The following is an 18,999-nucleotide window of genomic DNA, read 5'->3' as shown; positions in this document are numbered from 1 at the left end:
TTGAATCTCCACCCCAAGAATTACTCGCCGCGCCTGCTGCCCACCGCCATCTCTAACCTCAACAACGAGCACACCGACCCCTAAACCGCCTCGGCCGAGGCGGAATCCGACGAGAGCGAGCTGCCCCGCATCGTCGCCGAGGTCTACGCCGAATACCAGCGGCGGCTGCGCGCGGCCAACGCCCTGGACTTCGACGATCTGATCGGCGAGACGGTGGCGTTGCTGCAGCATCACCCGCAGGTCGCCGAGTACTACCGCCGCCGCTTCCGGCACGTGCTGGTCGACGAGTACCAGGACACCAACCACGCGCAGTACGTGCTGGTGCGCGAGCTGGTCGGCCACCACGCGGCGGCCGAACTCGACGACGCCGACGCCGGGGCCACGGCGGCCGACCCCGATTTCACGCCGGTGCGGCGCGAGGACGCGGTCGCGCCCAGCGAACTGTGCGTGGTCGGCGACGCGGACCAATCCATCTACGCCTTCCGCGGCGCCACCATCCGCAATATCGAGGAGTTCGAGCGCGACTTCCCCGACGCGGAAACCATTCTGCTGGAACAGAACTACCGTTCCACCCAGCACATCCTGTCCGCGGCCAACTCGCTGATCTCCAAGAACGAGGGCCGCCGCGAGAAGAAGCTGTGGACCGATTCGGGCGACGGCGACCTGATCGTCGGCTACGTCGCCGACAACGAACACGACGAGGCGTCGTTCGTGGCCCGCGAGATCGACCGCCTGGTGGACCACGGCGAGTACAACTACAGCGACGTCGCGGTGTTCTATCGCACCAACAACAACTCCCGCGCGCTGGAGGAGATCTTCATCCGCATGGGACTGCCCTACAAGGTGGTCGGCGGCGTCCGCTTCTACGAGCGCAAGGAGGTGCGCGATATCGTCGCCTACCTGCGCGTCCTGGAAAATCCGGACGATGCGGTGAGCATGCGACGCATCCTCAACACCCCGCGCCGCGGCATCGGCGATCGGGCCGAGGCCTGCGTGGTCGTGCACGCCGAACAGCGGGGCATCGGGTTTGCCGCGGCGTTGCGCGATGCCGCCGACGGCAAGGTGGCGTTGTTGAATACCCGTGCGCAGCGGGCCATTTCGGGCTTCATGGACCTGCTCGACGAGATCCGCGCGGCCGGTGCCCAGGAGGACCTGGACTTCCCGGATGTCGGCAATGTCGTCGAGGCCGTGCTGGACCGCACCGGTTACCGCGCCGAACTGGAGGCCTCCGACGACCCGCAGGACGGCGCCCGCCTGGACAACCTCAACGAATTGGTCAGCGTCGCCCGCGAATTCAGCTCCGAGGCCCGCAACAATGTGGAGGCCGCCCGGGAGGAGGGCCTGGTGCCCGAGGCCGCGGAGGGCGAACCGGAACCGGGCTCGCTGGCGGCCTTCCTGGAGCGGGTGTCGCTGGTGGCCGACACCGACCAGATCCCCGACGAGGGCACCGGCGTGGTCACGATGATGACCCTGCACACCGCGAAGGGCCTGGAATTCCCGGTCGTGTTCGTGACCGGATGGGAGGACGGCCAATTCCCGCACATGCGGGCGCTGGGCGATCCGACCGAACTGGCGGAGGAGCGGCGCCTCGCCTACGTCGGTCTCACCCGCGCGCGCCGCCGCCTGTATCTCACCCGCGCGGTGGTGCGGTCCGGCTGGGGCCAGCCGGTGTCGAATCCGGAATCGCGCTTCCTGCAGGAGATTCCGCCTCACCTGGTCGATTGGCAGCGGCTCGAGCCCGCGGCGTCGGCGGTCACCCGCGGCTTCCGCCGCCGCGGCGACGACGAGGGCCTGGAACGCGACTGGACCCGCGGCGACGGCTGGTCCGACCAGCGCCCCGGCCTGCGCGACCGCGGCCCCCGCCGCCCCGCCCCCGGCGGTTCCGGCAAACGCAACAACACCAACCTGGTGCTCGCCGTCGGCGACCGCGTCAGCGACGACAAATACGGCCTCGGCCGCGTAGTGGCCGCCGAGGGCTTCGGCGCCCTGGCCACAGTAACCATCGACTTCGGCACAGCAGGCAAAATCCGCCTCATCCCCCAATACAGCCGCACGTTGGTCAAGCTGTAGTTTCCGGCCAAAACCACGCCGGAAATGACGAAAGCGCGCACGCCATGCGATGCGTCAGTTCTACGCACCGACGGCGCAGGACCCTATGCCCGTCACGCGCGAACCTTGTCCCAGCACGCGCGACCCTTCCCTATGGCCCGGCGTGCTTTGGGCCGGGGCCTTCAGTCGCGTTGGGCGCCGAGCGAAATGCCTCGTGAGGCCAGCCAGGGGAGGGGGTCGATGGGTTGGGTGCCGTTGAGGTGGACCTCGAAGTGGCAGTGGGGGCCGGTGGAGAAGCCGCGGTTGCCGACGGTGGCGATCTGGTCGCCCGCCATGACGCGCTCGCCGACGTTGACCGTCGTGGTGTCGACGTGGCCGTAGACGGTGACGGTGCCGTCGTCGTGGCGCAGGCGCACCCACATGCCGAAGCCGGAGGCCGGGCCCGCGTCGATGACGGTGCCGTCCTCGACGGCGTAGATGGGGGTGCCGATCGGCGCCGCGACGTCCACGCCGTTGTGCGGTGCGCCCCAGCGGAATCCGTAACCGGAGGTGAAGTTTCCGTAGGCGAACTTGGTGAACAGCGGCCGCAGCTTGGCCGCCTCCTGCGCGGCCAGATCCTCGGCGAACTGCTGGCCGTGCTGCAGGATATCGCTGAACTGGCTGATATCGGTCACCGGCGCGACGCTGACCAGCTGGGAGGACTGCTGCGATCCGGCCCCGCCGGGGTCGGCGAGGCTGACGGCCTGCGCCTGGATCTCGTGCACCTGCCCGTCGGCCTGGTAGTCGGCGGTCGAGGTCTGGCCCTGCCCGCCGGACTGCATGCTCGCCTGTCCGGCGGCGACGACGGCACCCGCGGCGACCGCGACGACGGCCGCGCGTCCCTTGAGCGCGGCGGGCGGTGCGGGCATCCGATGCGCACCGCTGCGCCGGGCGGCGACCCGGGTGGGCCGGGCGAGCGGGCTGGGCGTGTCGCCGACATCGGTGCGCGGCCAGCCCGCCCGGTCGGGGTCGTAGGGCCGGTCGTCGGCGGCGGGATAGTCGTAGACGTCGTGCTGGTCGGCCGCGGTCTCCGGCGTGCCCCAGGCGTCCCAGTCCGCGGATCCGGATGCGGTCCAGGTGTTCTCGGCCGGGCCGGGATTCCATTCGGCGGCGCCCGGGGCGCTCGCCGATCCGGCGTACCCGCCGAACGCCTCGGCACCACCGAAATGCTGCTGGCCGCCGAAGGGTTCGTCGTTGCGGCGATAACGGCGTGCGGACTGCGCGCGATGACCGGGTCGATAAGGGTCGGCGCTCATCGGCGGAATTCCGGCACGGGATGAAGCTGGGAGGTGGACGGGTCGCCTGCGGAGCGGCTCTCTACCTGCGGAGCGCTGTGCTGCAACAAGCCTGCCGTCCTCCTGTGTCGTGTGATGAGTCCCGCCGTGGTTACGCCTACTGCTGCCGTCGAGAGATTTTCTTCCCGTCAGCGTCGTGACCGTGCTGTGACATCGACCGCATCGACGGTAACGAAACGATTGCAGGTCGGCAAGCGCTGCGGTCCCTCTGTCCTGACATGTGAGATTGATCACGATAACAGCAAGGAATATCTCACTGCCGGGTGGGCACTCGCGTGAGCCTACTTGACGACGAGGTGTAGTAGCCGACCCCGAATATGTACCTTCTCCCGCGCGACCTGGCGTGCCGCGAGCAACCTACTCGCCGGTAGCGTTGGCCAGCGGTTTTGCCGCCCCGTATGCGGGCCCGTGACCTGCGCCACTTAGGCTGTATGCGGCTGATTTCCCGTCCCCGTGACTGATTAGAGTCCGACCCGACCCGCCTCCGACGACGGGCCGCCAACAAAGTCGTTGTACAACAACGCAGACGAGACGGTGAGTACATGGATCTCTTCGAATATCAGGCGAAGGAGCTCTTCGTGAAGCACGGAGTGCCTTCGTCGGAAGGCCGGGTCACGGACTCGGCCGAGGACGCCCGTGCGATCGCGACCGAGATCGGCAAGCCTGTGATGATCAAGTCCCAGGTCAAGGTCGGTGGCCGCGGCAAGGCCGGCGGCGTGAAGTATGCCGCGACCCCCGAGGACGCCTTCACCCACGCCTCCAACATCCTGGGCCTGGACATCAAGGGCCACGTCACCAAGAAGATCCTGGTCGCCGAGGCCAAGGACATCGCGTCGGAGTACTACATCTCCTTCCTGCTCGACCGCGCCAACCGCACCTACCTGGCCATGTGCTCGGTCGAGGGCGGTATGGAGATCGAGGAGGTGGCCGCGACCAAGCCGGATCGCCTGGCCAAGGTTCCGGTCGACGCGGTCAAGGGTGTGGACCTGGCGTTCGCGCGCTCCATCGCCGAGCAGGGCCACCTGCCCGCCGACATTCTGGACGCCGCGGCGGTCACGATCCAGAAGCTGTGGGAGGTGTTCATCGGCGAGGATGCCACCCTGGTCGAGGTGAACCCGCTGGTCCGCACCCCGGACAACGAGATCCTGGCACTGGACGGCAAGGTCACCCTGGACGAGAACGCCGACTTCCGGCACCCGGATCACGAGGCATTCGCGGACAAGGAAGCCACCGATCCGCTGGAGCTGAAGGCCAAGGAGAACGACCTCAACTACGTCAAGCTCGACGGCGAGGTCGGCATCATCGGCAACGGCGCGGGCCTGGTCATGTCGACCCTGGACGTGGTCGCCTACGCCGGTGAGAGCCACAACGGCGTGAAGCCCGCCAACTTCCTGGACATCGGCGGCGGCGCCTCGGCCGAGGTGATGGCCAACGGTCTGGACGTCATCCTGAACGACGCGCAGGTCAAGAGCGTGTTCGTGAACGTGTTCGGCGGCATCACCGCGTGTGACGCCGTGGCGAACGGCATCGTGAAGGCCCTGGAGATCCTGGGCGGCGAGGCCAATAAGCCGCTGGTCGTCCGTCTCGACGGCAACCGCGTCGAAGAGGGCCGCAAGATTCTCGCCGACGCCAACCACCCCCTGGTGACGCTGGCGCAGACAATGGACGAAGGCGCCGACAAGGCCGCCGAGCTGGCAGCGGCCAAGTAAGGACAAGGACAAAATGTCTATCTTCCTCAACAAGGACTCCAAGGTCATCGTCCAGGGCATCACCGGTGGCGAGGGAACCAAGCACACCGCGCTGATGCTCAAGGCCGGCACCCAGGTCGTCGGCGGCGTCAACGCCCGCAAGGCGGGCACCACCGTGTCGCACACCGACAAGGACGGCAATGCCGTCGAGCTGCCGGTGTTCGGCGGTGTCGCCGAGGCCGTCAAGGAGACCGGCGCCGACGTCTCGATCGTCTTCGTGCCGCCGAAGTTCGCCAAGGACGCCATCATCGAGGCCATCGACGCGGAGATCCCGCTGCTGGTGGTCATCACCGAGGGCATCCCGGTGCAGGACACGGCTTACGCGTGGGCCTACAACGTGGACAAGGGCAACAAGACCCGCATCATCGGCCCCAACTGCCCCGGCATCATCACCCCCGGCGAGGCGCTGGTCGGCATCACCCCGGCCAACATCACCGGTAAGGGCCCGATCGGCCTGGTGTCCAAGTCCGGCACCCTGACCTACCAGATGATGTACGAGCTGCGTGATTTCGGCTTCTCCACCTCGATCGGCATCGGCGGTGACCCGGTCATCGGCACCACCCACATCGACGCCATCGAGGCGTTCGAGAAGGATCCGGAGACCAAGCTCATCGTCATGATCGGCGAGATCGGCGGCGACGCCGAGGAGCGGGCCGCGGCCTACATCAAGGAGAACGTGACCAAGCCGGTCGTCGGCTACGTCGCGGGCTTCACCGCCCCCGAGGGCAAGACCATGGGCCACGCGGGTGCCATCGTCTCCGGTTCGTCGGGCACCGCCGCGGCGAAGAAGGAGGCCCTGGAGGCCGCGGGCGTGAAGGTCGGCAAGACGCCGTCCGAGACCGCCGCCCTGGCACGCGCCATCCTGGAGAAGGCCAGCGTCACCGCCTGATCCACGGGTGTTACGAGGGCCGCCTTGCCGTTCCGGGGAAGGCGGCCCTCGTCGTTCGAGTATCTGCCCGGATGCTGTGCTCGTGACCAGGACGCGCGATTGCAGTAGCGTCAGTGAGGGCATCCAGCCGTGTAGACCATGAAGGACTCGATAGGAGACGACGACATGTCATACCCGACCGGGGGCTCCGGGTACAACGCGCCCGCACCGACGCCCTCCTCCGCGCCCAGCTACGGCCAGCCGGGAAGCGGTACCGGTGCAGGATCGCCCACCCCGGAATCGAGTGACGGGGCTGCCAAGGGTCTGCCGTACTTTCTGACCGTGGGTGTCGCCGCGCTGGGCATCATCAACTTCCTGCTGGGTTTCACCGCCTTCGCCAAGACGAAGGCCCAGGACCTCGGCATGGGCGTGCGCACCGAGGAGCAGTCGGAGACCTTCTTCAAGGCGATCGGTATCTCGCCGCTGCTGGTGTTCCTGCTGCTGGGCGGTCTGCTGGCGGCCATTTCGCTGCTGCGCAAACAGAATTGGGTCGGCGCCGCCGCCGCGGCCAGTGCCGCCGGATTCCTGGGCCTGCTGGTGCAGGCGTTCACCCTGCCCGACGAGATCAGCCTCGCGTGGGGCGCCTGGGTGGTGCTGTTCCTGGCGCTGGTGCAGACCGCGGCCGCGGTGGTCGCGGTGCTGTTCGAGGCCGAGATCATGTCCGCACCGGCGCCGAAGCCGGCGGTCGCGGGCTTCGGCGGTCAGGGCGGCTACGGTCAGCAGGCATCCTACGGTCAGGGGCAGCAGCCCTCCTACGGGCAGAGCGGCCAGGCCGGTCAGCAGCAGTACGGGCAGTACGGCCAGCAGCAATACGGGCAGCCGGGCCAGGCCGGTCAGCAGTCCTACGGGCAGTACGGGCAGCAGCAGCCGTCCTACGGGCAGCCGGGTCAGGCGGGCCAGTCGCAGTACGGCCAGCAGCAGTACGGTCAGGCCGGTCAGCAAGGCCAGCCGGGGCAGCAGTCCTACGGCCAGCAGGGCCAGCAGTACGGTGCGCAGGGTGGGCAGTCGGCCTACGGCGCGCAGCAGCGCCCGCAGCAGCCTGCCGGTGACGAGAACGCCACCCAGCACTTCGGCGCACAGCCCGCCGCGGGCCAGCAGTACGGCGGGCTGAACTTCGGGCAGTCGGGCCAGTCGGGCCAGGGCGCCCAGGGTTCGCAGAACCAGCCGTTCGGCGAGGGCCAGGCCGCCAACCCGGCCGCGGACGCCACCAAGGCGTTCCGCCCCGAGGACGACCAGAAGTAACTCCACATCTCGTACGTCGGCGAGTCCGGTCGTGCCCCTACGCGGCGCGCCTGGCTCGCCGACGCGTGTTCGGGTGTCACGCTCAGTGCTTGTGAGTGAGGTGTGCAGCGGCCCGTCCGCGCGGGATTTCGCGCGCCGGGCGCTGCTTGGGCACGGCCGTCGTCGTCGGTTTCGGTTCGCGCATGCGTATCGAGCTTCCGGGCGGCAGGACATTCGCGGCCGCGGCATCCACTGCGCATCGCGTCTTCCGGTGTCGCGTCGGCGACGTGGGCCGACGGCTCGTCCGTGGCCGGATTCTCGACCGGGAACGTCGCGCCGCCGGTGGCATCCGCCGGCTCGCCTGGATCGCTCCGGTGGATGCGCACGATCGACAAGGTGGTGTCATGAGATCCTCGCTGGCTCGATATGACGAGCACCGGGAACCGCCGGACCGGCCCGCGGGGCGTCGCGCCGGATCCGGGCGCACGCCCCCCGAGGACAGCGTCTTTCTCTCCCTCAGCCCGGAGCGGGCCAGGGTGCTGGCGTTCATCGCCGCGCGGACCTCCGGTGTCACGGTGATCGTCGTGGTGGCGGTGGTGCTCGCGACGCTGCTGTCGGCGGGCAGTGCGATGACCGGCGCCTCCGGTGCGATCGCCGCGGGATGGCTTGCGGTGCATCAGGTTCCGCTGGTGATCGGCAAGGCATCGCTGAGCCTGCTGCCGCTGCTGCCGACGGGCGTGGTGATGTGGTTCGTCGCGCGCGACTGCGCCCGGGCGGTGGAACCGGACGCCTCGCGCGCCGACCTGGGCTGGATCGTGGGCGCCGCGCTGGCCGGGCCCCTGGTGATCACCGCGGTCTGCCTGGCCGTGGCCGAGGATGCCTCGGCGGTGGTGGCGCTGCAGCCGCCCGCGACGCTGGCCGCCTTCGGCTGGGTGGGCGGCCTGCACCTGGTGGCGGCGGTGGCGGGCATCGCGAGTCGGCGGAACCCGTTGCGGGAGCAGCTGTTCGCCGTGCTGCCCGACTGGGTGGCGCCCGGCGCGCGGGCGGCACTGCGCGCGCTGCTGCGACTGCTGCTGGTCGCGGCCGCGGTCACCGTCGTTTCGCTCCTCGCGCACTGGTCGCGGCTCGGCGACACCTACGCCGCGGCGGGCAATGTGGGCGGCGTCCTCGGCCTGACCCTGCTGTCGGCGGCATACCTGCCGAACGTCGCGATCGACGTGACCGGCCTGCTGGTCGGCGCCGACGTGCATATCGGTCCCGGCGCGCTGAGCGTGTTCTCCGTTGCGGGAGCGCCGGTCCCGGGGTTGCCGATTCTCGCCGCGGTGCCCACCGGGCCCGCCGCGGGCTGGTGGCCCGTGCTGCTGCTGGCCCCGGCCGCGGTCGGCGTCTGGACCGGCATGGACTGCGCGCGCACCTCCTATGACGAGATCCGCGCGCCCTGGGCGACCCTGACCGCCGCGGGGTTGTCGGCGGTGGCGATGGCCGTGCTCGGTGGCCTGGCCGGTGGCACCGCGGGGTCGTTCGGTCACATCGGGCCCGCGGTGGGGCTGACCGTCGCGCTCACCTTCGCCTGGCTGGCGATTCCCGGGCTGGTGGGCCTGGTGTGCGCGCGCTGGTTCCTGCCGTCGGCGGGGCCCGCGACATTGGTTGGCGACGGATATGCCGACGAGGGGGACGGTTACCTGTACGACGAGTACGGCTACGACGATGACGGTGCCGACGGCTACTACGACGACGGCTACGACGACTATGACGACGCGGGCGTGGTGGACGGCGACGTGGTCGAGGGTGAGCTGGTGGAGGAGCAACCCGCCCTCGCCGACGCCCCGAGCGGCTCCGGACCCGACGATCTGGACGAATCCGCCGACATCGTCGACGCGGAAGTGGTAGAGGCGGACCTACCCGACGGTGGCGCAACCGGCGGTCGTTAGGCTCTAGGCGGCGGTCCCTCGTAGCCGCCGACTCCGCCGGTCCGACACACAGGGAGTAGAGCGCTGACGACCCCGTCCGCCCAGCAGGTGCCGCCCACCGCACCCGCGACCGTCGTCGTGCTCGCCTCGGGTACCGGCTCGCTGCTGCACTCGCTGCTCGCGGCCACCCGGCAGCCCGACTACCCCGCGCGGGTGGTCGCCGTGGGTGTCGACCGGCCGTGCGGCGCAACCGAACACGCGCAGGCCGCCGGTGTCCCACACTTCCGGGTGGCGTCGGGCGAGCATTCCGATCGGGCGGCCTGGGACGCCGCACTGACCGCCGCCGTCGCCGACCACCGGCCCGATCTCGTCGTGTCCGCCGGTTTCATGCGGATCCTCGGCCCGGCGTTCCTCGGGCGTTTCGGCGGCCGGATCATCAACACGCACCCCGCGCTGCTGCCGTCGTTCCCGGGCGCGCACGGCGTGCGCGACGCACTCGCCTACGGGGTGCGGGTGACGGGGTCCACCGTGCACCTGGTCGACGCCGGTATCGATACCGGGCCGATCCTCGCCCAGGAGGCGGTGCCGGTGCTGCCCGGTGACGACGAGGCGACCCTGCACGAGCGGATCAAGGTGGTGGAGCGGCGGCTGCTGGCCGATGTGGTGGCCGCCGTCGCGACCCGAGGCATTGTCTCCGATGGACGAAAGGCAGTAATCCCAGATGAGCGAGTTTTCCGGTGACTGAGCGCAAACCGATCCGCAGGGCGCTGGTGAGCGTCTACGACAAGGCCGGGCTCGTCGAGCTGGCCACCGGGCTGCACGCCGCGGGCGTGGAGCTGGTGTCGACCGGGTCGACCGCGGCGCGCATCGCCGACGCCGGCGTCCCGGTGACCAAGGTGGAGGATCTGACCGGGTTCCCGGAAACCCTGGACGGTCGGGTGAAGACCCTGCATCCGCGGGTGCACGCGGGCATCCTGGCCGATCTGCGCAAGCCGGAGCACGCCGAACAGCTGGTCGAACTGGGCGTGGAGGCGTTCGACCTGGTGGTGGTGAACCTGTACCCGTTCACAGAGACCGTCGCGAGTGGTGCCACCCCCGACGAGTGCGTCGAGCAGATCGACATCGGCGGCCCGTCCATGGTGCGCGCGGCCGCCAAGAACCATCCGTCGGTGGCGGTGGTCGTCGATACCGGGGACTACGACGATGCGCTGGCCGCGGTGAAGTCCGGCGGATTCACCCTCGCCGAGCGAACCACGCTGGCGGCCAAGGCATTCCAGCACACCGCGAGCTACGACGTCGCGGTGGCGAGCTGGATGACCGACGTGCTGACCGCCGATCCCGCTGCCGGGCAGCGCTTTCCGCAGTGGCTGGGCGCGACCTGGACCCGCGAGGCGGTGCTGCGCTACGGCGAGAATCCGCACCAGCCCGCGGCGCTGTACGCGGCCGACGGCGCGGTCGCGGGCCTGGCGCAGGCAAAGCAGTTGCACGGCAAGGAGATGTCGTACAACAACTACACCGATGCCGACGCCGCGTGGCGGGCGGCGTGGGACCACACCGCGCCCACCGTGGCGATCGTCAAGCATGCCAACCCCTGCGGCATCGCGATCGGCGCCGATATCGCCGAGGCGCACCGCAAGGCGCACGCGTGCGATCCGGTCAGCGCGTTCGGCGGCGTCATCGCGGCCAATCGCGAGGTGACCGTGGGGATGGCAGAACAGGTCGCCGAGATCTTCACCGAGGTGATCGTCGCCCCCGGCTACGCCGACGGCGCGGTGGAAGTGTTGCAGCGCAAGAAGAATGTGCGCATCCTGGTCGCCGATCGGCCGCGCCGCGGGGGCGTGGAGCTGCGCCCGATCAGCGGCGGCGCGCTGCTGCAGCAGTCCGATATCGTCGACGCCGAGGGCGACGATCCGGCCAACTGGACCCTGGCCGCGGGCGAGGCCGCCGATGCGGCGACCCTCGCCGATCTCGAATTCGCTTGGCGCGCTTGCCGTGCGGTGAAATCGAACGCGATCCTGCTGGCGCACGACGGCGCCTCGGTCGGCGTCGGCATGGGGCAGGTCAACCGGGTCGATGCGGTGCATCTGGCGGTGCTGCGCGCCGGGGACCGCGCGAAGGGTTCGGTCGCGGCCTCCGATGCCTACTTCCCGTTCCCGGACGGCCCGCAGCAGCTGATCGCGGCGGGGGTGAAAGCCATTGTGCAGCCGGGTGGTTCGGTGCGCGATCAGCTGACCATCGACGCCTGCCGGGAAGCCGGGCTGACGATGTATCTGACGGGGGCGCGGCACTTCGCCCACTGAGGTCACCGAAAGCCGAAGCCCTGCGCGAAATACCGTTCCGCGCAGGGCTTCGTCTCATCCAGCCGCCGGGCCTTCCTCATCCCGGCACCCGGGTTTCGCTGACCCGGCCGGGGCCGGGCGCGAGTCCGGTGGTTCGTGTGGTCTGTGTCAGGGAAAGTATCACCGGCGCGGTGGTCTCGCGTGAGATCAGCCAGCTATAAACGCAGCATGGCACCGTATAGTGATCGAGGTCACAGCGCGGTTTCGCGGTGCTGCCTTCCGTTGTGCTTGCATTTGCGTTTGCGCCGAATCTACTTGGCGCTGAGCACCTTTCGATCGCCGAGCGGTTGTTTCAGCGGCACCTCGAGGGTGCCGAAGACCGCGATCATCGTGCACATCCGCCCGACCGCCTCCGGCAGCGTTCCCGAGCGCAGTTCGACGGTGACCGTGCTGTCGGTCTCGGTCGCGCTCGCGTCCACGCCGTAGCATTCGGGCGAGCCGACCTGGAAGTTCACCGCGATCCGGTCGGGGGCAATCCGATTCCAGCTCTCGAACGGGATCGGCCGCGCGCCGACGAGGGCGGGATTCGCGGTGAACATCCGCCCGGGTTGCGGTTGTTCCAGCTCGATCGGGGCATTCGGGCCCGAGGGGGCGCTCGTGCTCGTATTCGCCTGTGTCCCACCGTCGTCGGTGCCGCCGCACGCCGCGGCGAGCAGGGCCGACAACAGCACACCGGTGGCGGCCGCGCGGCGCCGTCCCGAGATCCAGTTCATGATCGTCCACCCTAGTGGGCCGCGATCGCCGGTCCGCACCGGTCGCAGACCCCGACGACCCAGTGAACTTTCTGCAACGACTGTGCGTAAACGCTGCGCTGCGGAGGCCGGACAACTATCGTTCGCAAACGATGAGCGAACGCGGTTCGGGCGCCATCTTGCTACCGACGAAGTGATCCCCTTCTCCGAAAGGAAACTATCGTGGGCGACTCCCTGAACGTGGGCGAAGAACTCGGTCTCGGCCAATCCCTGCAGGGCGGCGCGTACACCCTGACGCTTCAGAACGACGGTAACCTGGTGCTTTCCGAACCGGGCGGCGTCGTCTGGGCGACCAATACGCACGAGCGGGGTGTGCAGCGCGCCGTCCTGCAGGACGACGGCAACTTCGTGCTCTACGCCGACAGCGGGCCCGCCTGGGCCACCGACACCAACGGCAAGGATGTCGACAGGCTGGTCATGCAATCGGACCGCAACCTCGTGCTGTACGGCCGGGACGGCAGCGCGGTGTGGGCCTCGGACACCGTCACCGACAACCCGCTCCCGGCGTCGGAGCCCGAGGTCGAGATGGCGGCGGTCGTGGAGGAGCAGGCGCCGCCGCCCGCTCCGGAGCCGCGCACCTACACGGTCGAGCCGGGCGACACCCTGTGGGCGATCGCCGAGCGCTTCTACGGCGACGGCAACCGCTACCTGGAGATCGCCGGCGCCAGCGGCGTCGACAACCCCGACGCCATCAACGTCGGCCAGGTCCTGACCATCCCCTGACCCGAACACCCCACACCAAAGGAGCCCCGATGCCGAGCATCGGGGCTCCTCTTACGACCGCGCCATCCGGCCCGCGCAACCTCAATCCCCAGCGCGCGCCTTCTCATTCCCAGCGCACGCCCACCCTTTCATTTCCCGGCGCGCTTTTGGCCGGGATCAGCGGCTGGTGAACGGCAGCAGGGCCATTTCGCGGGCGTTCTTCACGGCCGTGGCGACCTGCCGTTGCTGCTGGGGGGTGAGGCCCGTGACGCGGCGGCTGCGGATCTTGCCGCGGTCGGAGATGAACGTGCGCAGCAGGTTCACGTCCTTGTAGTCGACGTATTCGATACCGGCGGCGATCAGGGGGTTCTTCTTCGGGCGGCGCGCCTGCTCGGCACGGACCTTCTTCGAGGGTGCTCGCTTCACGGCCATGTCAGCATCCTTTCTCGGCGTGAGCTCCGGGGTGGTCTACCAACTCGATTTGTGTACACCGGGCAGCTCCCCCCGGTGGGCCATCTCGCGCACGCGCACGCGCGAGAGACCGAACTTCCGGAGATGACCACGCGGGCGTCCATCCGTGGCGTCCCGATTGCGCAAGCGTACCGGACTGGCATCGCGCGGCAGCCGCTGCAGGGCGAACTGCGCCGCCGCCCGCTGCTCGTCCGGGGTGGCCGGGTTGCGGATGAGCTCCTTGAGCTCGGCCCGGCGCTCGGCATACCGTTCGACGACGAGTTTGCGCTGCTCGTTGCGGGCGATCTTGGACTTCTTGGCCATGGTCAGCGCTCCTCTCGGAAGTCCACGTGCTTGCGGACGACAGGGTCGTACTTGCGCAGGACCATGCGGTCCGGATCGTTGCGCCGGTTCTTGCGGGTGACGTAGGTGTAGCCCGTACCGGCGGTCGAGCGCAGCTTGATGATCGGCCGAATCTCGTTGCGTGCCATCAGATCTTCTCCCCGCGTGCGCGCAGCCGCGCGACGACCGCCTCGATGCCGTCGCGGTCGATGGTCTTGATGCCCTTGGCCGAGACGGTCAGCGTGATCCGGCGGCCCTCGCTGGGCAGGTAGTAGGTCTTGCGCTGGATGTTCGGATCCCAGCGCCGGTTGGTCCGCACATGTGAGTGCGAGACGGACTTGCCGAAGCCCGGCTTGCGCCCGGTGACCTGGCAGTGAGCCGACATAGGAGCCCTCCTGTACTCGATGGGCGGTGCTCCCGGACCGCGGCAGCGTGCCGCCGGGCCCGTCGCTCACACCGCAATGACAATCATTTTCGACAATGGCCGGTCGACACTGTACCGTGGGCGAACGGTAAATGAAAATCATTGTCGAAAGGGGTTCCGGTGGTGTCTCATCCCGACCGCCGCACGCCGGTCGTGATGCTGGCCGGGTTCGAGGGACTCGCCGCGACCGGTGTGGATCATCTGGCGCGGATGCTGCGGGACACGCCCGGCACCGTGGTGGTCCGACACGACCTGTCCGAACTGCGCGAGGGCATCGTCCGCCGTACGGTCTCGTACCTGCCCGCCCCGCCGGTCGGCGCCGGAGACGGTCTCATCGAGCATGACACCGTGCACGAGCTCGCGCACGGTTGCGTCTCCTGCACGCTGCGCGCGGATCTGCTGCCGCTGCTGGTGCAGCTGGCCGCGCGGGATTCGGTGCGGCGCATCGTGATCGCGCTGGATCCGGCCTTCGAGGCGGAGGCGGTATGCCATGCGATCGACGAGGTTCCGGTCGCGGGCGTGGTGGGCCGCGTCGACGGCCCGGCGGGGCGGGATGTGCGCATCGAGGCCGTGGTCACCTGCCTCGACGCACGGACCTGGCTGCCCGATGCGCTGAGCGAGGAGACCCTCGCCGAGCGCGGACTGGCCGATGCCGACGACGACCGGACGGTGGCGCAGCTCGCCGTCGGGCAGGCCGAATTCGCCGATGCCGCCGTGATTTTCGCGGGCCGGGAACTCGACGGCGTCGATGCGGCGCGGCTGCAGGCGGTGCTGGACAGGCTGATCCCGCAGGCGCCCGTGGTGTGGTCGGGCGAGCCGAATGCCTTGGACGCCAGGGAGATCGAGGACATCCTCGCGCGGATCCCGGCGGACTCCCGGCGCGGCCGGATCTTCGACGCGCACGCCCCGCTGTTGCGCGGGCAGCCGCCGCTGGACACCGAGCACGGCGTGACGCTGGTCGAATTCGTCACCGACCGGCCGTTCCACCCGGCTCGCCTGCACCAGGCCCTCGACGTGCTGTTCGACGGCGTCGTCACCGCCCGCGGCCGGATCTGGCTGGCGACCCAGCCCGACGAGGTCGTGTGGCTGGAGTCGGCGGGCGGCGGGCTGCGGGTCGGGAGCGCGGGTCGCTGGCTGGCGGCCTTGGACCCGCGCGAGCGGGCCGCCGCCGACCCCGATCGGCAGGCGATGGCCGCGCTGCGCTGGGACGAGCACTTCGGCGACCGCGACATCTCCCTGATCGTGCTGGCCTGCGACGCCGACCCGAACGAGATTCGCCACGCCCTGCACTGGGCCCTGGTCGACGAGGCCGAGCTGCTGCTGGTGCGCGGCGCCCCGGAGCTGGTCGCGCAGTGGGAGGACCCGTTCGGCCAGTGGCATTCCGACCCGTGCGAGGACGGCGGCACCGCGGACCCGGCACACAGCGCCTCGCCGACCGGCGAGCAGCGCACGAACGAAAGGTAGGCCCATGAAGTCAGGGATCCACCCCGATTACCATCCGGTGATCTTCGAGGACGTGAGCACCGGCAAGCGATTCCTCACCCGGTCCACCGCCACCGGCACCCGGACCGCGGAGTGGACCGACGGCAACAGCTATCCGCTGATCACCGTCGATGTCACCTCAGACTCCCATCCGTTCTGGACCGGCGCCAACCGCGTGCTGGACACCCAGGGGCGGGTGGAGAAGTTCGAACGCAAATACGGCAGACGGCAACGCGGCCAAGCGGATTCCGCGGTCCGGTCCGATCGAGGGGAGGACTAGGCATGGCGGTTCCCAAGCGGCGCATGTCGCGGGCGAACACCCGCAGCCGGCGGGCGAACTGGAAGGCGACGCCACCCGACCTGGTGCCGGTCAGCGTCGGGGGCGTCGTTCATCGGGTGCCGCGGCGGCTGGTGGCCGCGGTCCGGCGCGGGCTGATCGATCCCACGCGGCTGTAGCGCCCCTCGGACGCACCGCGGGCCCCCCGGGGGGGGGCGGGGGGGGCGGGGGGGGGGGGGGCCGGGGGGGGGGGGGGGGTTTACCTCCCCCCCGGGTGTCCGCCCCCCCGGGCCCCCCCCCCGCCCCCGTTGCGCTTCCGGGGGCCCCGCGGCGTCGTCTGTAGGGGTTACCCCTCTTTGTCGGCCAGATCGGCCAGGGCGGCCGCGAGCCGGAAGTACTTGTTGGCCGCCAGGTCGGCGACGGTCTTGACACCCAGGGCATCCAGTAGCTGGGCGTCGTGCTTTTCGGTGAGCCCTGCCAGTGCCGACGGGGGAGCGGACAGGATCTCCTTCAGCGTCTTGTTCTCATACGCCTTGTCGAGCGCCTTGTCGAGGGACACGGTGACAGCCATCGGAATCTCCTTGGGAGCGAGTCGTGTTCGTGCCAACCGACGATAACTCGAAGTGTGCCCGCTTCGTGCGGTAATGACCGCTTCGATAACAGACCGTTCGGTCCCATCAGCTCCTGTCCGACATGGCAGATATGCCGGTATGCGGCGTTCCGGTGGCTACCCGCCGGACGGGTGGGGAGCTGCGCGAGCGAAACTCCGTTCGATTGCCTTATGATTGCTGGATGGCGAACTACCTACTGGTAGTTGGTTTTTGGGGAATGAAAAAGTCTCATCGAAGTGATGATTTCGTGCTGTGCCGCCGGTACTCTCATTCGCGAGGGCGGGTTCCCCCGAGGGCATCGGGAGAACCCGCTCATCGCCACTTTGTAGCCCGGTCGGGCGAGTTCTCCCATCGCGGCAAGGCGCTCACTTGGAAGTGGGTGCGCCCGTTGCCCGTTGCGGCCCGCCGTCGGCCCGGTCCGTGCCCTCGTCGCCCCGCCCCGGCAGGGGCAGGTCGGGCAGCAGTGCCTCCAACCGCGCCAGCTGATCGCCGACCAAGCCCGCCGGGCCCTCCAGCAGCGACAGCGGCCACGGCCAGCGGCGGCCCGACAGCCGCTCCACCTCCTGCTCGAGCTCCGCGACCGTCGCCTCCAGATCGCCTATCTCGGTGCGCAATTCGTCGATCAATGCCAGCGCGCCGGATACCCCGTCCACCAGCGTGCGATTGCGGCCCTCCGCGTCCTGGCCCAACTGCGGCCAGCCGGACAGGCCGGGTCCGCGCAGCTGGATCTGAATATCGCGCAGAATCGCGTCCTGTTCCGGCGTCACGTCCGGTCCCTCCTGATCCCATTGGCCGAAATCCTCGGCCTCCGCCTCGTTCACATCGCAGACCACGCCCCCGACCACCACCTGCCGCGTGGTCTGGTGCAGCTGCCGCCGCGTCTCGACATTGCTGCCCGACCACGCATCGGTCTGCCAGGCCCAGCGCGCGACCCCGGCATCCAGGGCGCGGCTCACCGGCCAGTACCCGCCGTAGATCCCCACCCACTCGCGGCCGAGCACGGTGGCCGCGCCGTCGAGGTAGGCGTTGATGGGCACCTGCTGGGCCGGGGTGGCGTCGAAATCGACCGAGAAATAGATGGGCCGGTCGGTGCGGCCGCCGCACCGCAGCACCTGGGCCAGCGCGGCCCCGGCGTCGGTGACACCGGCGCCGTAGCCGTCGAGCATGCGGGTGGCGGTGGTCTCCCAGTTCGACGCGATCGACACGCCGTGCGCGCGTAGATCGTCGGCCTCCTCGGGAGTGAGCAGCTTGCCCGGCAGGGTCGGCCCGCCCGGGGACAGATACCGGACCACGAAGTCGTACCCGGCGGCCCGGATGGCTCGGCCGCCCGGTCTGCCGGCGGCGTAGTCCAAGCCGAAACGCATATGTACCAGTGTAATTCGCGTGATGCGCCGCCCGCTGGCGCATTCGCGAACTGCTCTCCGGCGGTCTCCGTCCGCGGTGCCGGGCAGCATCCGGTCGATGCCTGACGGGATGGCGCTGTAACACATCTCACAGAAAACAAGCTGAGAGTTTGCTGAGCCCGTCAGAAGGCGATTCTGTGTCCGAATTTGCGGCCTTTTAACACGTCTGGCACTTTTCCAGCGACCCTTCGGCACAGTATGTTACCGATCTGTAATCAACTCGGGTGAACCTACAGACAGGTTCATTTTTCCGAGCCTGCGCGCGCCGGAGGTTGGTGGCGCAACTGCTGACAGAAAGTGTTCGAGGGTATGAAGTTCAGGAAGTTCGCCGCGACATCCGCACTGGTCATCGCGGCTGTCGGGATCAGTGCCGGTTCGGCCTACGCGCAGCCCGCGGTGGTCGACAATCCCGATATCCACTACAACGCGAACGTGGTCGACAAGTCCGTGGTGCTGCAGACCGATGCCGGTTCGATCGACACCGAGGGCAACCAGCTACAGGTCCGCGACAATCTCGGCAACGTGGTTGCTGGATTTCCGCTGAGCTACCTGCGCGACGGCCTGGAGTACCCGATCGCGGCCCAGACCGAGGGTCCTAACAAGATCACGCTGACCCCGAGCGTCGACCCGGCGGCCGCCCACCCGGCCCCGATGCTGCACGACGTCGCCTCGCGCGAGGAGATGGACGACGCGATGTCGAACGCCGGCACCGAATTCGCGCTGGCGACCGGCGTCGGCACGCTGGTCGGCACCGTCATCGGCCTCGGCGCCGGCTGCGCCCTGGGCGCGCTCGTCGGCACGCCGTTCCTGATCATCCCGGGCGCGATCGGCGGCTGCCTCACCGGCGCCGCCCTGGCCGCCCCCCTGGGTGCCGCGGCGGGCATGATCACCGTCGGCGGCGTGGCAGGCATCGCCGTAGCCATCGAGTACTTCAACCGAATCAACACCCCCGCCCCCCCGGGCTGACCCGGCCCCACGAGAAACCGGGGGGGGGGGGGCCCCCCCCCCCCCCCCCCCCCCCCCCCCC

At 69.4% G+C, this 18,999-nt stretch carries 21 protein-coding genes; 12 read left to right on the top strand and 9 right to left on the bottom strand.

Features of this window, described 5'->3' with window-relative positions; translation table 11 throughout:
• On the bottom strand, nucleotides 1-231 hold a 231-nt coding region (locus QH290_RS38310), incomplete at its 3' end, for a hypothetical protein (RefSeq protein WP_483244253.1).
• Between QH290_RS38310 and QH290_RS28820 the strand changes: the two genes are divergently transcribed.
• A complete protein-coding gene (locus tag QH290_RS28820; RefSeq protein WP_483244254.1) occupies nucleotides 121-2,070 on the top strand; it encodes a 3'-5' exonuclease in 1,950 nt (649 codons plus the stop codon). The genes QH290_RS38310 and QH290_RS28820 overlap by 111 nt on opposite strands.
• Before the next feature lie 161 nt (nucleotides 2,071-2,231).
• On the opposite strand, the gene QH290_RS28815 is transcribed toward QH290_RS28820, so the two are convergent.
• Nucleotides 2,232-3,344: a M23 family metallopeptidase gene (locus tag QH290_RS28815; protein ID WP_280262966.1), complete on the bottom strand. Its 1,113-nt coding sequence runs from the start codon at nucleotides 3,342-3,344 to the stop codon at nucleotides 2,232-2,234.
• Nucleotides 3,345-3,925: 581 nt separating this feature from the next.
• On the opposite strand from QH290_RS28815, the gene sucC reads away from it, so the two are divergent.
• The 6 genes from sucC (at nucleotide 3,926) to purH (ending at nucleotide 11,490) form a co-directional block, all read left to right on the top strand.
• Nucleotides 3,926-5,092, top strand: a complete 1,167-nt coding sequence (gene sucC / locus QH290_RS28810) for an ADP-forming succinate--CoA ligase subunit beta (RefSeq protein ID WP_280262968.1) — start codon at nucleotides 3,926-3,928, stop codon at nucleotides 5,090-5,092.
• Between the two features lie 13 nt (nucleotides 5,093-5,105).
• A complete protein-coding gene (sucD, locus tag QH290_RS28805) occupies nucleotides 5,106-6,020 on the top strand; it encodes a succinate--CoA ligase subunit alpha (protein ID WP_280262969.1) in 915 nt (304 codons plus the stop codon).
• A gap of 165 nt (nucleotides 6,021-6,185) precedes the next feature.
• The gene (locus QH290_RS28800; RefSeq protein ID WP_280386341.1) at nucleotides 6,186-7,301 is read left to right on the top strand and encodes a DUF5336 domain-containing protein; all 1,116 of its coding nucleotides are present in this window, start codon (nucleotides 6,186-6,188) and stop codon (nucleotides 7,299-7,301) included.
• A 383-nt stretch (nucleotides 7,302-7,684) separates the two neighbouring features.
• On the top strand, nucleotides 7,685-9,211 hold the full coding sequence (locus QH290_RS28795; RefSeq protein ID WP_280386340.1) for a cell division protein PerM: 1,527 nt from the start codon (nucleotides 7,685-7,687) through the stop codon (nucleotides 9,209-9,211).
• An 87-nt stretch (nucleotides 9,212-9,298) separates the two neighbouring features.
• Nucleotides 9,299-9,931: a phosphoribosylglycinamide formyltransferase gene (gene purN, locus QH290_RS28790; protein WP_280386339.1), complete on the top strand. Its 633-nt coding sequence runs from the start codon at nucleotides 9,299-9,301 to the stop codon at nucleotides 9,929-9,931.
• Nucleotides 9,928-11,490, top strand: a complete 1,563-nt coding sequence (gene purH / locus QH290_RS28785; RefSeq protein WP_280266483.1) for a bifunctional phosphoribosylaminoimidazolecarboxamide formyltransferase/IMP cyclohydrolase — start codon at nucleotides 9,928-9,930, stop codon at nucleotides 11,488-11,490. Before purN ends, purH begins: the two co-directional genes overlap by 4 nt.
• 290 nt (nucleotides 11,491-11,780) lie before the next feature.
• Here the strand turns inward: purH and QH290_RS28780 are convergent, their stop codons facing one another.
• On the bottom strand, nucleotides 11,781-12,242 hold the full coding sequence (locus QH290_RS28780) for a hypothetical protein (protein WP_280266482.1): 462 nt from the start codon (nucleotides 12,240-12,242) through the stop codon (nucleotides 11,781-11,783).
• Between the two features lie 201 nt (nucleotides 12,243-12,443).
• Between QH290_RS28780 and QH290_RS28775 the strand changes: the two genes are divergently transcribed.
• Entirely contained in the window at nucleotides 12,444-13,004 is a 561-nt protein-coding gene (locus QH290_RS28775; protein ID WP_280266481.1) for a LysM peptidoglycan-binding domain-containing protein, read from the top strand.
• Nucleotides 13,005-13,160: 156 nt separating this feature from the next.
• Here the strand turns inward: QH290_RS28775 and rpsR are convergent, their stop codons facing one another.
• The 4 genes from rpsR to rpmB are packed head-to-tail and all read right to left on the bottom strand — an operon-like array spanning nucleotide 13,161 to nucleotide 14,160.
• On the bottom strand, nucleotides 13,161-13,415 hold the full coding sequence (gene rpsR, locus QH290_RS28770; protein ID WP_280266480.1) for a 30S ribosomal protein S18: 255 nt from the start codon (nucleotides 13,413-13,415) through the stop codon (nucleotides 13,161-13,163).
• 36 nt (nucleotides 13,416-13,451) lie between these two features.
• Nucleotides 13,452-13,757 carry a 30S ribosomal protein S14 gene (rpsN, locus tag QH290_RS28765; protein WP_280266479.1) on the bottom strand — a complete coding sequence of 102 codons (306 nt, stop codon included), beginning with the start codon at nucleotides 13,755-13,757 and terminating at the stop codon, nucleotides 13,452-13,454.
• A gap of 2 nt (nucleotides 13,758-13,759) precedes the next feature.
• Nucleotides 13,760-13,924, bottom strand: a complete 165-nt coding sequence (gene rpmG / locus QH290_RS28760; protein WP_068014892.1) for a 50S ribosomal protein L33 — start codon at nucleotides 13,922-13,924, stop codon at nucleotides 13,760-13,762.
• On the bottom strand, nucleotides 13,924-14,160 hold the full coding sequence (gene rpmB, locus QH290_RS28755; RefSeq protein ID WP_011211510.1) for a 50S ribosomal protein L28: 237 nt from the start codon (nucleotides 14,158-14,160) through the stop codon (nucleotides 13,924-13,926). The genes rpmG and rpmB overlap by 1 nt, the downstream gene beginning before the upstream one ends.
• Before the next feature lie 159 nt (nucleotides 14,161-14,319).
• Here rpmB and mrf point away from each other — a divergent pair, with 159 nt between their 5' ends.
• The 3 genes from mrf to rpmF are packed head-to-tail and all read left to right on the top strand — an operon-like array spanning nucleotide 14,320 to nucleotide 16,137.
• Nucleotides 14,320-15,663 carry a ribosome hibernation factor-recruiting GTPase MRF gene (gene mrf, locus QH290_RS28750; RefSeq protein ID WP_280386336.1) on the top strand — a complete coding sequence of 448 codons (1,344 nt, stop codon included), beginning with the start codon at nucleotides 14,320-14,322 and terminating at the stop codon, nucleotides 15,661-15,663.
• A 4-nt stretch (nucleotides 15,664-15,667) separates the two neighbouring features.
• Nucleotides 15,668-15,961, top strand: coding sequence for a type B 50S ribosomal protein L31 (locus QH290_RS28745; RefSeq protein ID WP_280266477.1), 294 nt, complete (start codon nucleotides 15,668-15,670; stop codon nucleotides 15,959-15,961).
• 2 nt (nucleotides 15,962-15,963) lie between these two features.
• Complete coding sequence (rpmF, locus tag QH290_RS28740; RefSeq protein WP_280266476.1) at nucleotides 15,964-16,137, top strand: 50S ribosomal protein L32; 174 nt, start codon at nucleotides 15,964-15,966, stop codon at nucleotides 16,135-16,137.
• 167 nt (nucleotides 16,138-16,304) lie between these two features.
• Here rpmF and QH290_RS28735 read toward each other — a convergent pair whose 3' ends face one another.
• Both QH290_RS28735 and QH290_RS28730 read right to left on the bottom strand, forming a co-directional pair.
• Nucleotides 16,305-16,529: a hypothetical protein gene (locus tag QH290_RS28735; RefSeq protein WP_280270094.1), complete on the bottom strand. Its 225-nt coding sequence runs from the start codon at nucleotides 16,527-16,529 to the stop codon at nucleotides 16,305-16,307.
• Nucleotides 16,530-16,934: 405 nt separating this feature from the next.
• Nucleotides 16,935-17,933: a DUF1906 domain-containing protein gene (locus QH290_RS28730; RefSeq protein WP_280386327.1), complete on the bottom strand. Its 999-nt coding sequence runs from the start codon at nucleotides 17,931-17,933 to the stop codon at nucleotides 16,935-16,937.
• 348 nt (nucleotides 17,934-18,281) lie between these two features.
• On the opposite strand from QH290_RS28730, the gene QH290_RS28725 reads away from it, so the two are divergent.
• A complete protein-coding gene (locus QH290_RS28725; RefSeq protein WP_280386325.1) occupies nucleotides 18,282-18,938 on the top strand; it encodes a DUF8020 domain-containing protein in 657 nt (218 codons plus the stop codon).
• Nucleotides 18,939-18,999: the final 61 nt, after the last annotated feature.

Source organism: Nocardia wallacei, assembly GCF_029869545.1.
Classification (GTDB): domain Bacteria; phylum Actinomycetota; class Actinomycetes; order Mycobacteriales; family Mycobacteriaceae; genus Nocardia; species Nocardia wallacei_A.
The sequence above is the reverse complement of the archived record's forward strand: the minus strand, read 5'-3'. Positions and strand labels throughout refer to the sequence as shown.

Bases quoted from the DNA above. Each gene is read 5' to 3' on its own strand.
- QH290_RS28815 (WP_280262966.1), bottom strand. From the start codon at position 3,344: ATGAGCGCCGACCCTTATCGACCCGGTCATCGCGCGCAGTCCGCACGC.
- sucC (WP_280262968.1), top strand. From the start codon at position 3,926: ATGGATCTCTTCGAATATCAGGCGAAGGAGCTCTTCGTGAAGCACGGA.
- sucD (WP_280262969.1), top strand. From the start codon at position 5,106: ATGTCTATCTTCCTCAACAAGGACTCCAAGGTCATCGTCCAGGGCATC.
- QH290_RS28800 (WP_280386341.1), top strand. From the start codon at position 6,186: ATGTCATACCCGACCGGGGGCTCCGGGTACAACGCGCCCGCACCGACG.
- QH290_RS28795 (WP_280386340.1), top strand. From the start codon at position 7,685: ATGAGATCCTCGCTGGCTCGATATGACGAGCACCGGGAACCGCCGGAC.
- QH290_RS28780 (WP_280266482.1), bottom strand. From the start codon at position 12,242: ATGAACTGGATCTCGGGACGGCGCCGCGCGGCCGCCACCGGTGTGCTG.
- rpsR (WP_280266480.1), bottom strand. From the start codon at position 13,415: ATGGCCGTGAAGCGAGCACCCTCGAAGAAGGTCCGTGCCGAGCAGGCG.
- rpsN (WP_280266479.1), bottom strand. From the start codon at position 13,757: ATGGCCAAGAAGTCCAAGATCGCCCGCAACGAGCAGCGCAAACTCGTC.
- rpmG (WP_068014892.1), bottom strand. From the start codon at position 13,924: ATGGCACGCAACGAGATTCGGCCGATCATCAAGCTGCGCTCGACCGCC.
- rpmB (WP_011211510.1), bottom strand. From the start codon at position 14,160: ATGTCGGCTCACTGCCAGGTCACCGGGCGCAAGCCGGGCTTCGGCAAG.
- QH290_RS28745 (WP_280266477.1), top strand. From the start codon at position 15,668: ATGAAGTCAGGGATCCACCCCGATTACCATCCGGTGATCTTCGAGGAC.
- rpmF (WP_280266476.1), top strand. From the start codon at position 15,964: ATGGCGGTTCCCAAGCGGCGCATGTCGCGGGCGAACACCCGCAGCCGG.
- QH290_RS28735 (WP_280270094.1), bottom strand. From the start codon at position 16,529: ATGGCTGTCACCGTGTCCCTCGACAAGGCGCTCGACAAGGCGTATGAG.
- QH290_RS28730 (WP_280386327.1), bottom strand. From the start codon at position 17,933: ATGCGTTTCGGCTTGGACTACGCCGCCGGCAGACCGGGCGGCCGAGCC.
- QH290_RS28725 (WP_280386325.1), top strand. From the start codon at position 18,282: ATGAAGTTCAGGAAGTTCGCCGCGACATCCGCACTGGTCATCGCGGCT.